Genomic DNA, 15,214 nt, shown 5'->3' on the forward strand with positions numbered 1-15,214 from the left:
TAGGGCGGTTAGAAATGATAGAAGCATTACTTGAAAAATATGCGATTGGTATGACCTTAATTGCGACTTTTCTCGCAATCTATTTAGCTTTTGAGATTGTACATAAACGCCGTAAGCATAAACATAAGCGCAAAAGTATTTTGATCAATGTGATTCAAACTGTTGTGCTGTGTGGCGTGGTTATTGTTATTGCTCAATATGTAGACATGGCCGCAAAAGATTTTGATTTAACCTTTATTTCCACTTCTCTGGTTAATTTTATTACCATCTCATTGATTGCATTGATTTTAATGCGAAAACTGTTCCAACTAGCGAACCGACTAGAAAAAGCACAGATTAAAAAAGGCAGTGACCCCACTTCGGCACGTATTGTTGCCCGCGTGTTTAAAACAGCGATATTTGTCATTATGGTACTGCTGTTTGGCGAGCATTTTGGGATGAGCCTTTCTGGTTTGATGGCGTTTGGCGGGATTGGCGGTATTGCTATCGGTATGGCCGGTAAAGATATCCTGAGTAATTTTTTCTCTGGGTTAATGCTCTACTTTGACCGGCCCTTCAATATTGGTGATTGGGTCAGTTCACCGGATAGAAACATTGAAGGCACGGTGGTTGAAATCGGCTGGCGGATCACTAAAATTATTACGTTTGACCACCGTCCGCTATACATTCCCAACTCGGTTTTTTCTTCTATTAGTGTGGAAAACCCGGGGCGCATGACTAACCGACGTATCAAAACTGAAATTGGTTTGCGTTACGAAGATTCAGACAAAATTGGAGCTATTGTCGATGATATCCGCACGATGTTACAACAAGATGCGAATATCGATACCAGCCAAACCTTACTTGTTTATTTCGATGCTTTTGCCGACTCTTCGTTAAATATTATGGTGTATTGCTTTACCAAAACAACGGTTTGGGCTGAATGGCTAGCCGCACAGCAAGCGGTGTATTTGAAGATCATTGAGATAGTTAAACGCCACGATGCGGACTTTGCATTCCCATCACAGACTTTGTATGTGGAAAAAAACAACTAACATCCCATTACGGATAAATTGACCGATTAATTTGTGGTGTTCACAGGGTTAATTGGTTAATTTATCTTTTTATTATCTTTATGACGGCCTGAAGTATGGGGGAGCAGGTTGTGATGAGATAGAATTTTTATGCTATTAACCAGTGGCTTATAAAATATATTCGACTTTCCAAATCTTGCCCTCTTTTCTTACCATGCTAGTCATTTCAATTCCCTGATCTATCAAGTATATTGTCCGCCTCTTTTCCTCAGCTAACTAAGAGCCAGACTGCTATGAACAAAATCAATGTGGCATGTAGCCAGGGGATCGCAATCTATTTCACTAATGAATTTCAGTGGGTAGATATTCGCGATGCACAGTTAAACAATATTGCCGCTGTCGTGCTATCTGAACAAGATGCCAACCAAGGGCTGTGGGAAAGAGTTGTTGAGAGTCAGCTGAGTATTCCGCTGTTTATCATTAGTGATAAACAGCTGCCAACCGATGAAAATTTACCACCTTATTTAACGGCGCTATTACCGCCAGCCCCGGCTGCTCGTGAAGAAAATAGTCGTCAATTGCTCGATGCTGCAAATCAGTACCTTGAGCAGTTATTACCGCCATTTTTTGCTCGAATGATGGATTATGCTGCGGGCCATAATGTGACTTTCGCCTGTCCGGGGCACCAAGGCGGCCAATTTTTCCGTCGCCACCCAACAGGGGAGCAGTTTTATCAATTTTATGGTGAAAACCTGTTTCGTACCGATTTATGCAATGCCGATGTGGCAATGGGCGATTTATTGATCCACGAGGGCGCAGCGAAAGAGGCACAAAAATTTGCCGCGAAAGTTTTCAATGCGGACAAAACTTATTTTGTCTTAAATGGCACCTCATCATCCAACAAAGTCGTGCTAAATGCGCTATTAACACCGGGTGATTTAGTTTTGTTCGATCGTAATAATCATAAATCAAACCACCATGGGGCGCTGATACAGGCGGGGGCAACACCGGTCTACCTAGAAACGGCACGTAATCCTTTTGGCTTTATTGGCGGTATTGATGCGCACTGCTTCGATGAAAGTTATTTACGTGGGCTTATCCAAGAAGTGATGCCTGAAAAAGCACAAGCCCAACGGCCATTTCGCTTAGCGGTGATCCAACTTGGAACTTATGACGGTACTGTGTATAACGCAAGGCAAGTGGTTGATAAAATTGGCCATTTGTGTGATTACATTTTATTTGATTCTGCGTGGGTGGGGTATGAACAATTTATTCCAATGATGCGCCAGTGCTCGCCATTGCTACTTGAATTAAATGAAAATGACCCCGGTATTATGGTGACTCAGTCAGTTCATAAACAACTGGCTGGTTTCTCACAAGCGTCACAAATCCATAAAAAAGATAACCACATCAAGGGGCAAGAGCGCTTTGTTTCACACAAAAAACTCAACAATGCTTTTATGATGCACGCTTCGACGAGCCCATTTTATCCCTTGTTTGCCTCTTTAGATGTCAATGCACGTATTCACCAAGGTGATGCAGGCAAAATGATGTGGATGGACTGCGTGAAAGTGGGGATTGAGGTAAGAAAATCGATACTTCAGCACTGCCGTTATTTTAAGCCTTTTGTTCCTGAAATCGTTGATGGCAAGTTATGGCACGAATACCCAACAGAGCAAATCGCTGCTGAGCAACGCTTCTTTAACTTCATACCGCAAGAACGTTGGCATGCGTTTGATGGTTATGCACAGGACCAATACTTCGTTGACCCCTGTAAATTGATGCTAACGACGCCAGGTATTGATGTCGAAAGTGGAGAATATGACGCTTTTGGCGTGCCTGCGACGATTTTGGCGCATTTTTTACGTGAACACGGCGTGATCCCTGAAAAATGTGACTTAAATTCAATTTTATTTTTGTTAACACCCGCAGAAACCCGTGAAAAACTGGAACTGCTAGTATCCCATTTAGTCCGTTTCGAACAGCTACTGGATGAAGATGCGTTATTAGAAGATGTATTGCCTTCGGTTTATCAGCGTTATCAAGACCATTATCAGGGTTATACATTACGCCGTTTATGCCAAGAGATGCACCAACTCAGCGTTAATGACAATATTAAACAGCTGCAAAAAGAGATGTTCCGTAAAGCTCACTTCCCGGAAGTGAAAATGGCACCTCAACAAGCACATTTAGAGTTTATTCGTGGTAACTGTGAATTATTGCCATTAGATGAATTGGAAGGGCGTATTGCCGTTGAAGGGGCATTACCGTATCCACCGGGCGTATTATGTGTCGTACCTGGGGAAGTATGGTCGGGGCCAGTACTGCGTTATTTCAAAGCACTAGAAACGGGTATTAATGCATTACCGGGCTTTGCTCCTGAGTTACAAGGTGTGTATATTTCGAAAAATGAAGGTGAGAAAAAACGTGTCTATGCGCATGTTTTAAAATAAATTTCTAAGTATTCAGATATTAAGCATAGATTTTACCTTGCTAGCTGGTTAAATTGGGGTCAGTGCCATTTCTGACTCCAATTTTAATAAGGTAAGGTATGAGCAAAAAAATAATCCTCGATTGTGACCCCGGCCATGACGACGCTATCGCTTTATTACTGGCTTATGGTAACCCTGACATTGAATTATTGGCGGTAACAACCGTTGCTGGTAATCAAACCCTCGAAAAAGTCACTCATAATGCACTAGCTATCGCTGAAATGGCGAAGATTAGCGGTATTCCATTTGCCGCAGGCTCGGTACGCCCTTTAGTTCGGGAAATTGAAGTTGCGCCTGATATTCATGGGGAATCAGGGCTTGATGGGCCTGTATTACCGACACCAACATTGAAGCTTGATGAAAGACATGCAGTTTCACTGATTATCGAAACCATTATGTCTCACCCGCCTAAAACGGTGACTTTAGTTCCTACTGGCGCATTAACGAATATTGCGCTTGCTGCTCGTCTTGAGCCTCGCATTGTCGAACGAGTTAAAGAAGTGGTGCTGATGGGAGGGGGCTATCATGTTGGGAATTGGAGTGCGGTAGCTGAATTTAACATCAAAATTGACCCAGAAGCGGCTCATATTGTTTTCAATGAAAAATGGCCGTTAACCATGGTGGGCTTAGACCTTACCCATCAAGCGCTAGCAACTCCTGATGTAGTGAAGCAAATTGCTGCGATTGGTAGTGATTGTTCGCAATTTGTCGTCGAACTACTGGATTTTTTTGGGAAAATGTACAAGCAAGCTCAAGGCTTTGATGCTCCGCCAGTACACGACCCTTGTGCGGTTGCTTATGTTATTGACCCTAGCGTAATGACCACACAAAAAGTGCCTGTAAATATTGAACTGACTGGGACGCACACGTTAGGCATGACAGTGGCTGACTTCCGCCATCCTGCGCCTGAAAATTGCCATACTCAAGTTGCTGTTAAATTAGACCATCATAAATTTTGGCAGTTAATTATCGACGCATTAAAAAATATTGGGTAATAAATGGATAATGAAATAGAACAAATGCCCTATGAGGCATTAATTGAACGTAGCATGAATGCGTTACAGGCCAAAAACCAATTTCATTGTGATACATGGAAATTAGATGAAGCCGATTGGTCAGTGAACCAAGACGAAGGAACCATTATTTTTCATGCGCCTGATAATATAATGGCAACAGCGCCCGTTCAAATTGTTGGTACTTATGACCAAAGCCAAGGCAGTTGGATGTGGAGCTGGGCAAACAGTTCTATCGACAGCGCTTTAACACAAGATGCAATCGCGGTGAAAGCTTATGGCGAGCGGAAAGACAACGCATTATTAACCGCCCGCATTAGTCAAATTGAGGAGTATGACGCATGGCAATTAACGGCATTGGCTTGCGAACTCAATAATCAGCAAGGGGTGTACCGTGGAATTGCGGGGCATACTTTGGTATTTATGACATTTGGTGAAGTTTCTCTTAAACAAATTTAGGTTGTATTGGTGCTTTATCTCTGGTCGATAAGGCATTTTAGCGCCTTTATTCCATAACCTATCCGTTATACTCATTTTCTTTTTCAATGGGGAGCTTGGTCATGTTAGATATTGCACTCGAAGCTGCTAAATTAGTCAAAACCATGACAGTAGACGCTTTTGAAGGGGCGGGAAAGTTTGATTATAAACCCGATCGTTCCGTAGTTACGGAAACGGATACCCGAGTTGAAGAAGAAATTAGGGCATTCTTTGCACAAAAAACACCGAATATCGCTGTTTTAGGTGAGGAGTTTGGCTTTGTCGGTGAGCAGCAATTCAGTTCTGGTTGGGTAATTGACCCGATTGATGGTACGCGTGCATTTATTTATGGAGTGCCGTTATTTAGTACGTTAATTGCTTATGTGGAAAATGGGGAACCATTACTTAGTGTGATTAGTTTTCCCGCGATATCCACACTCTACTTTGCCTCACAAGGGGAAGGGTGCTGGGTGCAAACAGCTAGTCAGGCTCCAAGACAGCTTAAACTCGAAAGCCAATCGCCTAAATCATTATCAGAAGCAGTGGTAAGCGCATCAGGCATTCATAATAGTAATTATAATTCCCGAGAAGGGTCGCAAATTTATCATTTGGATGCGGTTGTGGGCCAAGCAAGGGATTTCATTTTTGCTAATGACGCTTATCAGCATGCCATGGTTGCCAGCGGTCGCATTCATGGTGCGATTGATACCATTATGAAACCTTGGGATAGTGCGGCGCTTATTCCGTGTATCCGAGAGGCGGGCGGGGAAGTTTGTGCATTAAATGGACAGCGTAAGCAAGCCATGTTTGCGGGAAGCTTGCTATCAGCCGCAACGCCAGAATTAGCGGAGCAAATTATTGAACTGATGAATAGTTGAAGATGAGAGCGTGAAGATAAGCCTCTTCACGCGATTTAGTTGATATAAATTAGCTAAAATCAAAATGCAAACGTAGTTTTTTGCAATGTAAGCAACGGAATAAATAACCTTGAGCAGCGCTGTCTTGATGGAGAATATTCGCGAGCTCTGAAATTGAAAAACCATAATCAGCGATATCATTTTCAAGGGAAACAAATTCATCGAGTCTATCTTTGATGTCATCCCAGTAAACATAGCCTATGAATTCACAAGGCTCTTGGCAGTGTGCGAGCCAAATTTCTTGTTGCCACCCTTGATAGCCCGGTGTTCGTTTAATTAGTTCATCAAACATTTCAGTAGGGTAGGGGTTTAGAGTATGTGAAAACTCGCCGTCCTCGTCATATTCGCAATCAATACCTTCAACACTGGCAGGGTCTTGAAACTCACCATCAAATTTTGCACTGGCAGAACCATCAGCAATACACCAAGGACACAAAGCATCAATATCCTCAGTAGAATAAAACGGGCTTTCATAATAAATATCAGTAGGTTGCTTACAACAATCACAGGTTACTGTTTTATCCGTCAGAAAAGCTTCTGTTTCAATAGGGTTCGGGTGGTACCTAAATGTAGGGAGTGTTCGGTTATTGAGTGGCATATACAGTTCCTATTAAAGGTTGCGCGAGAAGTAAACCAACTTTGGGAAAGCATACCACAAGGCTGCTTGATTATATCTTTCGATTTTATTCCATTGTGAGTTTCAGATAAAGTACATTGTTCAGTTAATTTGAATAAATTGAGCTATATTATTAGCTTTAACCTAAATAACATTGTCGATATGATGCCTTCATCGCAGACAACAAGGGTTGTCTCATCGAATAAAAAATGAAGGAATTAGACTATGAACATGTTAAAAACTTTGATGGCAGCTTCTGTATTATCTTTTGTCGCATTTGGTGCATCAGCAGCAACAATCACCGCAACAGGTGATACGCTAGCTTCAACAGAAGCGAAAATTGCAGCTAAAGCTAAAGCAGCGGGCGCAGATAGCTATACAATTACCAGTGCTCGTATGGGGAATTTTGTCACAATGAGCGCAGAAACTAAATAACGAATTGTGTGAATTCATCTTGTTGAAATATTTTTGATAAAAAGTGGTGTTTTAGGCGCGATAAGCAGATTAAATACCACTTTTGTTTTATCTGAACCCACATAGAGTACTTTTCTAATCATTGAGGAGTCGTTGATATGAGTTTCAAATATAACCGCCTAGATAAAGATAATGCAGCTGTATTACTTGTTGACCATCAAACGGGTTTGTTATCGCTAGTTCGTGACCAAGACCCAGATAAATTCAAGAACAGCGTGTTAGCACTGGCCGATTTGGCAAAATATTTTAACTTACCAACTATTTTGACTACATCTTTTGAAAATGGTCCTAATGGCCCGTTAGTTCCTGAATTAAAAGAAACATTTCCTGATGCCCCTTTCATTGCTCGCCCTGGTCAAATCAACGCGTGGGATAACGAAGAGTTCGTTAAAGCTGTCAAAGCCACAGGTAAAAAACAGCTGATTATTGCCGGTGTTGTGACAGAAGTATGCGTGGCATTTCCTGCACTATCTGCACTGGAAGAAGGCTATGAAGTTTTTGTGATCACTGATGCCTCAGGTACATTTAACCCGATTACACGTGATGCCGCGTGGGATAGAATGTCAAAAGCAGGTGCTCAATTGATGAGCTGGTTTGGTGCCGCTTGTGAATTACACCGTGATTGGCGTAATGATGTGGAAGGGTTAGGCACTTTGTTTTCAAACCATATCCCTGATTACCGCAACTTAATGACCAGCTATGCACTGCTTTCTGCGAAAAAATAGTGCGTAACTGGGTATTAAAATGACATAATTGGTTTAAAAATCCTCGATACGACATTGCTCATATCGGGGGTTATTTCGTTAAATTAACTGAGTTCAGCCGCTCATTTTCGTCATCATCGCACTTAATTCGCTCTATGTTATAATAGCCTGCTGTTTTTGCTTGGCTCCTTACTTTTGGGGGCTATCCATTTGATTTCAATACACAAGACCACCATGCATCAAAATACCTCAAAACAAGGCTACACCAACCTAAACCGATTTTCCGTTGCCCCTATGCTCGATTGGACAGATCGCCATTGCCGTTATTTTCATCGCTTATTAAGCAAAAACACCTTGCTGTATACCGAAATGGTCACAACAGGGGCGATTATTTACGGAAAAGGGGACTATCTTGCTTTTAGTGAGGAGGAACATCCTGTTTCCTTACAACTTGGTGGTAGCGACCCTGCTGCATTAGCCCAATGTGCCAAATTGGCACAAGAGCGTGGTTATGATGAAATTAATCTAAATGTGGGGTGCCCATCAGATCGCGTACAAAATGGGCGTTTTGGTGCTTGTTTAATGGGAGATGCACAGCTTGTTGCTGATTGTGTGAAAGCCATGCAAGACGTGGTTTCTATTCCTGTAACCGTAAAAACTCGTATTGGTATTGATGAGCAAGACAGCTACGCGTTTTTATGTGATTTTATTGAAACCGTTTCTGATAAAGGCGGTTGTGAAATGTTTATTATCCATGCACGTAAAGCATGGTTGTCCGGCCTTAGCCCAAAAGAAAATCGCGAAATCCCACCACTTGATTACCCGCGAGTTTATCAATTAAAACGTGATTTTCCTCATTTGACCATGGCGATTAATGGTGGAGTCAAAACGCTGGAAGAAGCAAAAGAGCATCTTCAACACCTAGATGGCGTCATGGTGGGGCGCGAAGCCTATCAAAACCCGTCTATTTTAACGGCGGTTGATAACCAATTGTTTGGTGAGCACTTTCCTGTCACTAATGGTGTTGACGCTGTTAGAGCGATGTACCCTTACATCGAAAAAGAGTTATCGAAAGGCGCTTATTTAGGCCATATGACCCGCCATATGTTAGGGATTTTCCAAGGTATCCCCGGCGCACGTCAGTGGCGTCGTCATTTAAGTGAAAATGCGCATAAAAAAGGGGCTGACTTAGCCGTTGTTGAGCAAGCTCTCGAATTTGTGACGCGTGGTGAGTGAGTATAAATTACTCGTAAAGGCAAAACTCTAGCTCAATTACAGTTACTTTATGTAACTTTATGGATTGTATAATATTTGTTCAGTTTGAGTGCGATCTTAATTGAACAAGTATAGGAATGTTTAAATGCATACGGTTATGTAATTCATTGAAATACTAATATCTTATTGATTTCGCACGTTGCCAACACCTAAGCCAGCTTTCGCTGGCTTAGGTCTTTGAAAAGGGGTGACATATGCAGCGATCCTCTCTATTTTCTTTACTCATTTCATTCTTTATTTGATGGGCTTCCTTGGCGAAAATTCCATCGAGAGAATCGATTATGTAAAAGCCAATTATCGTCAATCGCAGACTACAATGACATTTCTTGAATATAAAAGATCTAGTGAATGGTAAGTTCTATTTCTTGAATGGATATTTGTTACTATGTTTATTATATAATTTCATATTAAATATATGTGAATATTAATATCGAAATTTTGGTGTTTTTTGGATTAAAAAACTAATTGGTTATTGACAGAATAAAAATGTCGATGCTATAAGTGTTAATGAAATGTTTTTTTAATGTTTCATTTCACCTTCATGACATAAACATACCTATATACTTTTTAATCTAAAGTAAGGAGCTCATATGAGCGAAATTCAAAATATAGCCCGCCTATACAAATCTCCAAAAAGTGTTGAAGTAATAAATGCAGAAGGAAATAGTTTTACTGACATGATCCTACAGACAAAATCTGTGGCAACTGTTGCTTTAGATAAGCTTGCTTATCTGGCTGGAATCAAAAATGCACCAGCAGATGATAAATATTATCAACTTAATACAAGTAGCCTAAGCGAACTAATAAAAAGTGCAGAAAGTGCAGGTTATGACATAGAAGTGGTCAATATTTAATTATCTTGGCGGCCTGTAGGTTAGGGCTGCCACCTTAAATGAGGTTTTATATGGATGAAATTAATGATCTCAACCAAAAAATAACTATTACAGGGTTACATTGGATCTCACGATGGAGAGTTAATAATGGAAAGTCAGACTCATATGTTATTCCTTTCGTTACTACCTACCCTATAAATATTATCTATCATGGTGAGCATGAATTTAAATACGGTCAGTATGGGATTCATTTAGGCCAGCAAGATACGCTGACTTTCATCGGAAATACAGAGCAAATCATAACTGCAAAATTCATCGATTGCCGTGCAAATTCCCCCACATTCAGAGTGTCATTGGAATTTAATATTACTCCATCTTCGGCAAAAACACTTGTAATTCCACCTGGCATTGCTCATACATTTCATAATCTGGAAAATATATTCACAATTAATTCCTATGCACTTTTTCTTCCTGATATTGAAACATTATCGCGACCTGACCTTACTTGGTTTCCTGACAATGATGTTATAAATATACCAGAAAATGTTCATCCTTTAGAGGTATCTGGCTACTTTCCAATGACAGAAGAAGCAGCTGATATTGTTTATCATCGTATTGCTGAATATCAGCATAAAAATTTAATGAAACACAAATTTCAACATTTTGAAACTCGAGAGCTTAACTTAGATGATGGAAGCAAAATAAATGTACGTATCAGAGAGAAAATTAATGATGATGAGGTTTTGGTTCTACCTAATTCAATAATTATTGGTGTTGAATTTAAAGAAATTCCATCAGTCAAAACAGGGAAATACAGTGGAATTGTCCCACTGACAAGAATGTCACCGATGTATATTGTAGAACATGGTTATGAACATTACGATTTTGATTCTTATGGATTACATTTGGGCCAAGAAGACCATTTAACTTTTCTGGGTAAAGCCGAACATCAAATTACACTAAAGCTAGTTGATATGAGGGAAGGTTCGGATACTATTTTCGTTGAAGATGAAATAACATTCACTCCTTTGCCTAATGTGGAATTAGTTATTCCATGTGGTGTAGCGCATGCCCTGATGAATATGGCTGGCGTGGTTACTGTTAATAGACCGATTATTTATATCAGTGAGGATAAAGAATATATTCCTGGTCATGATGTAATAGACTGGCCAATAAAAAATCTAAATTATATGAGTTATAAGACAAATAATATCAAAGCAGATAAAAAATACTATGAGTTTCTGATTGAGAAGCAGAAGGAAATAGTCAGAGAGGCACCCACGCACAACACACCTAAATCAGTAGTGGTATTTGATGATAAGTTAGGTCGATATGTTAAAGTGTTATTGAAGGAGAAGGTATAAAAATATAAGTTATGAGCAACCTATTCTTTTTAATGCTTTTTTGCGTACTTACTGCGGATGGCCTTATGGTCTTTCTCACGCCAGTTCTAGTTTACCAGTTAACAGGTAGTATTGAATATTCAGGTTTATCCTATGCTCTATGGTGGTTACCAAGAATATTAATTATTCCACTTATTGGTAAATACATTGATAGACTTGGAGTACGCCCACTTTCTATTTTATCTGATGTTATCAAATCAATAGGATGTCTATTTTTAGCTTTCAATGATTTTTCTTCAGACCTAATAATTGCAGTCGCATTTGGTATTGTGGGTAGCCTAATATCAATAGGAAACTCTCAAACTATTATTTCTTATGAGAAAATTATCTCATTAATAAGTTACAAAAAGGAATATCATGTTAATTTAATATCAAGAATGGACTTTTCTGGAATGATAGTAGGTCCATTGATTGGCATGATAATTATCGACTATGGGATTCGTACAGTACTTATCATTCCACTTTTACTTTATATTATTAATGCTCTTTTTTTTATTTTAAAGAAAAAAGAATTGAGCAATATGAAGCATGAAGATAATCAGAATGTTTCAGGTCAGGAAAATGGGCTGTTCAAACACCATTTTATCTATATTTTTTCTATACCAATATTGTTTTTAACCGTATTACTCGCCATTGGTAATAATATGTTTGATAGCATTATTGAATCGAGTGGTACGGCATTGATTGACAAAGAAATGGGGCTTCCTGCGAAGTATTTCGGTTTTATTGATGTTGCGGCTGGCCTTTGTGGTGTCACTGGAACCTATCTCTATAGTTCATTAACTCACTTTATTCAGCGGAAAAAACTTCTACTTAGCGCGGTTCTGATTATTACGGGGAGTTCGATTTTTTTAATATCATATCCTTCATCATTTATAATATTCGTTTGTTTCTACGCAATTTCTATTATTGGTAAAGTCTTTACAGGAAATATTTGTCGAATGGTACGTATAGAATGTATTCCGTCAAATTATTTTGCTGGAGTCTCATCTATTATTGTATTGCTTAATCAGTCTGTGCTCCCTTTTATTGGAATGGTTATATACTTTTTTGGCGATTCAACAACTGTTATTTATTATTTTATGTCAGTAGCAGTAATGATTTCTTTTATATCTGGCGTCTATGTTTATCGGCACATAGCTTCCTCTGTTTAAGCTCTAGAATTAAATCTTAAAAATAGATAAAGCCCCTTAACTAGCAAAAATGACTGGCTAATTAAGGGGGCTATTTATCACGGAATAAGCAAACTCGAACCTTGGGTTTTTCTTGATTCGATAGTGAGATGGGCTTTCTGTGCATCTTTTAAAGCAAAAATTTGTGATTGCGGCACATCTACATTCACTTTTCCGCTTAAAATCATATCAAATAAGGCATTACTAGCTTGGTCTAGCTCAGCACGGTTAGTCACATAGACACCAAGTGATGGGCGAGTGACGTATAATCCGCCTTTTTGGTTTAAAATTCCTAAGTTTACACCGGTAACAGGACCAGAAGCGTTACCAAAACTCACCATTAAGCCGCGACGCTTGAGCGAGTCTAAAGAAGCAATCCATGTGGATTGGCCCACTGAGTCATACGCCACATTCACTTTCTCGCCATTAGTGATTTCTTTCACGCGAGCTGCAATGTCTTCTGTTTGGTAATTGATGACTTCCCATGCTCCGGCATCTTTGGCTCTTAACGCTTTATCTGCAGAACCCACCGTGCCTATCATCTTGGCGCCTAGCGCGTTTGCCCATTGGCAAGCTATCAACCCAACGCCACCTGCAGCGGCGTGGAACAGAAAGACTTCGTCACGTTTCAGTTGATATGTCTGATGGAATAAATAATAAACCGTCATGCCTTTTAATGAGCTGGCTGCGGCTTGTTCAAACGTAATGCCATCAGGGAGATGGGCTACAGCATTTTCAGGAACATTATGGACTTCGCTATAAGCACCTAGAGGGCCTTGCGCATAAACGACACGGTCACCGGGCTTGAAACCTGTGACATGGGCACCAGTTTTCACAACAACACCTGCCGCTTCTGTACCAAGGCCACTTGGTAGCTTAGCAACAGGGTATAAACCGCTGCGAACATAGGTGTCGATAAAGTTAATCCCGATAGCACGGTTTTCTATTTGAATTTCATTATCTGCTGGGTTTGCTGGGGAATAATCTACTAAGTTAAGTACATCAGCGCCGCCATGTTGCGCGAATTCAATACGTTTTGCCATGACAATCTCCAATAAGGACTATTCATTTTAATTACAATAACAATCGTTTTATCATAACGCCATGTTTCAATCAGAAGAATTATAGGTTTGTGCTTTCAGTGATGTATTTTATCTTGTGATTACTTTGCGCAAAGACGCAAAGAAAACCACAAAAAAATAAGATTGGCGTATACTAAGCGCAGATCGTTAATTATAGACTTGGATATTAATGTATGGCTAAAAAACCCTCATCAAATTTTAAAACGGATGCCCCACGAGACCACCAAATGGAAGGGTTAAAACTTCCACCACATTCTCTCGAAGCGGAGCAGTCTGTTTTAGGGGGGTTAATGTTAGATAACGAGCGTTGGGATACCGTTTCTGAACGTGTGACCCACGCTGATTTCTTTAGCCGCCCCCACCGTACCATTTTCTCACAGATGCAATTTTTGCTTGAGCAAGGCAAACCTATTGACCTTATCACCTTATCAGAATCACTAGAACAGCAGGGTGAGTTGGATAGCGTCGGTGGTTTTGCTTATTTGGCTGAGCTATCTAAAAATACGCCAAGTGCGGCGAATATTAATGCTTATGCAGACATCGTCCGCGAACGTGCGATTGTTCGGGATATGATTTCAGTCGCTAATGAAATTGCAGATGCAGGTTATGATCCACAAGGGCGAAGCAGTGAAGATCTCCTCGATTTAGCCGAAACCAAAGTATTCCAAATCGCTGAGTCAAGAGCGAATAAAGACGAGGGACCAAAAGGTATTGAAGCCATTTTGTCTGAAACCGTTGAAAAAATTGAGCAACTTTACCAACAACCGCACGACGGTGTTACTGGGGTTTCAACAGGTTACCAAGACCTCGATAAAAAAACCGCAGGTTTACAAGGTTCTGATTTAATTATTGTGGCCGCGCGTCCATCGATGGGGAAAACCACTTTTGCAATGAACTTGTGCGAAAACGCGGCGATGACGGAAGAAAAACCTGTTTTAATCTTCAGTTTAGAGATGCCAGGAAACCAAATCATGATGCGTATGTTGGCATCATTATCCCGTGTTGACCAAACCCGTATTCGTACTGGGCAACTTGATGATGAGGATTGGGCGCGAATTTCAAGCACGATGGGTATTTTGATGGAAAAGCGCAATATGTACATCGATGACTCTTCGGGCCTGACTCCCACAGAGGTTCGTTCACGTGCGAGGCGTATTTATCGTGAACATGGTGGTTTAAGTTTGATCATGATTGACTACCTCCAATTGATGCGAGTTCCTGCTCTTTCTGACAACCGTACGTTAGAAATTGCCGAAATTTCACGTTCACTTAAGGCGCTAGCGAAAGAATTAAATGTACCTGTGGTGGCTCTGTCGCAGTTAAACCGTAGTCTTGAGCAACGTGCCGATAAGCGCCCTGTTAACTCGGATTTACGTGAATCAGGGTCTATCGAGCAGGATGCGGACTTAATCATGTTTATCTATCGTGATGAGGTTTATCACGATAATAGTGAGCTCAAAGGGGTTGCGGAAATCATTCTCGGTAAACAGCGTAATGGGCCGATTGGTACGGTGCGGTTGACGTTTAATGGGCAGTGGTCGCGCTTCGATAATTATGCAGGGCCAGCTTATAATGATGAGGACTAAATCCTCATCATAAATACTCGTCATATTTTGCGCTGTCACGGTGTTGGCTGCACTCGGCTACGCGAATCATATACTTATGTATGCTTCTTGGATTAGCTCAATCGCCGCCTAGCGACAATGCAAACTATTTAGAGTATTAAAGTTAAACTAGTTTGAA

The 15,214-nt window shown here is 40.5% G+C and carries 14 protein-coding genes; 12 read left to right on the forward strand and 2 right to left on the reverse strand.

The annotated features are described in order from the left end of the window. Positions 1-14 precede the first annotated feature (14 nt). The 5 genes from PSE83_RS15540 (at position 15) to PSE83_RS15560 (ending at position 5,873) form a co-directional block, all read left to right on the forward strand. A complete protein-coding gene (locus PSE83_RS15540; RefSeq protein WP_096864598.1) occupies positions 15-1,034 on the forward strand; it encodes a mechanosensitive ion channel family protein in 1,020 nt (339 codons plus the stop codon). Between the two features lie 272 nt (positions 1,035-1,306). Beyond that, a complete protein-coding gene (locus PSE83_RS15545; protein WP_172766787.1) occupies positions 1,307-3,466 on the forward strand; it encodes an ornithine decarboxylase in 2,160 nt (719 codons plus the stop codon). 98 nt (positions 3,467-3,564) lie between these two features. Then, positions 3,565-4,500, forward strand: a complete 936-nt coding sequence (gene uriH / locus PSE83_RS15550) for a uridine-preferring nucleoside hydrolase UriH (protein WP_172766788.1) — start codon at positions 3,565-3,567, stop codon at positions 4,498-4,500. Positions 4,501-4,503: 3 nt separating this feature from the next. Next, positions 4,504-4,977, forward strand: coding sequence for a DUF6882 domain-containing protein (locus tag PSE83_RS15555; RefSeq protein ID WP_094961408.1), 474 nt, complete (start codon positions 4,504-4,506; stop codon positions 4,975-4,977). Positions 4,978-5,078: 101 nt separating this feature from the next. Next, positions 5,079-5,873 (forward strand): inositol monophosphatase family protein, encoded by a 795-nt coding sequence (locus tag PSE83_RS15560; RefSeq protein ID WP_140172634.1) that lies wholly within the window; start codon positions 5,079-5,081, stop codon positions 5,871-5,873. Between the two features lie 49 nt (positions 5,874-5,922). On the opposite strand, the gene cbrC is transcribed toward PSE83_RS15560, so the two are convergent. Further along, positions 5,923-6,510 carry a PF03691 family colicin E2 tolerance protein CbrC gene (cbrC, locus tag PSE83_RS15565; RefSeq protein ID WP_210852970.1) on the reverse strand — a complete coding sequence of 196 codons (588 nt, stop codon included), beginning with the start codon at positions 6,508-6,510 and terminating at the stop codon, positions 5,923-5,925. A 243-nt stretch (positions 6,511-6,753) separates the two neighbouring features. On the opposite strand from cbrC, the gene PSE83_RS15570 reads away from it, so the two are divergent. The 6 genes from PSE83_RS15570 to PSE83_RS15595 all read left to right on the forward strand — a co-directional run bounded on the left by PSE83_RS15570 (position 6,754) and on the right by PSE83_RS15595 (position 12,371). After that, positions 6,754-6,963 (forward strand): YdgH/BhsA/McbA-like domain containing protein, encoded by a 210-nt coding sequence (locus tag PSE83_RS15570; protein WP_004260921.1) that lies wholly within the window; start codon positions 6,754-6,756, stop codon positions 6,961-6,963. Between the two features lie 137 nt (positions 6,964-7,100). Next, a complete protein-coding gene (gene ycaC / locus PSE83_RS15575; RefSeq protein ID WP_136134413.1) occupies positions 7,101-7,727 on the forward strand; it encodes an isochorismate family cysteine hydrolase YcaC in 627 nt (208 codons plus the stop codon). A 213-nt stretch (positions 7,728-7,940) separates the two neighbouring features. Further along, entirely contained in the window at positions 7,941-8,942 is a 1,002-nt protein-coding gene (gene dusA / locus PSE83_RS15580) for a tRNA dihydrouridine(20/20a) synthase DusA (protein WP_164564514.1), read from the forward strand. Positions 8,943-9,571: 629 nt separating this feature from the next. Next, positions 9,572-9,835: a hypothetical protein gene (locus PSE83_RS15585; RefSeq protein ID WP_004260915.1), complete on the forward strand. Its 264-nt coding sequence runs from the start codon at positions 9,572-9,574 to the stop codon at positions 9,833-9,835. Positions 9,836-9,885: 50 nt separating this feature from the next. Continuing rightward, positions 9,886-11,178: a dTDP-4-dehydrorhamnose 3,5-epimerase family protein gene (locus tag PSE83_RS15590; protein WP_036958323.1), complete on the forward strand. Its 1,293-nt coding sequence runs from the start codon at positions 9,886-9,888 to the stop codon at positions 11,176-11,178. Between the two features lie 11 nt (positions 11,179-11,189). Continuing rightward, positions 11,190-12,371, forward strand: a complete 1,182-nt coding sequence (locus PSE83_RS15595) for an MFS transporter (protein ID WP_036958321.1) — start codon at positions 11,190-11,192, stop codon at positions 12,369-12,371. Positions 12,372-12,448: 77 nt separating this feature from the next. Here the strand turns inward: PSE83_RS15595 and PSE83_RS15600 are convergent, their stop codons facing one another. Beyond that, a complete protein-coding gene (locus tag PSE83_RS15600) occupies positions 12,449-13,432 on the reverse strand; it encodes a quinone oxidoreductase (RefSeq protein ID WP_004260907.1) in 984 nt (327 codons plus the stop codon). A 212-nt stretch (positions 13,433-13,644) separates the two neighbouring features. Between PSE83_RS15600 and dnaB the strand changes: the two genes are divergently transcribed. Next, the gene (gene dnaB / locus PSE83_RS15605; RefSeq protein ID WP_004260904.1) at positions 13,645-15,057 is read left to right on the forward strand and encodes a replicative DNA helicase; all 1,413 of its coding nucleotides are present in this window, start codon (positions 13,645-13,647) and stop codon (positions 15,055-15,057) included. Positions 15,058-15,214 lie beyond the last annotated feature (157 nt).

Origin of the sequence: Providencia sp. PROV150, from assembly GCF_028481025.1 — a bacterium.
GTDB lineage: Bacteria > Pseudomonadota > Gammaproteobacteria > Enterobacterales > Enterobacteriaceae > Providencia > Providencia hangzhouensis.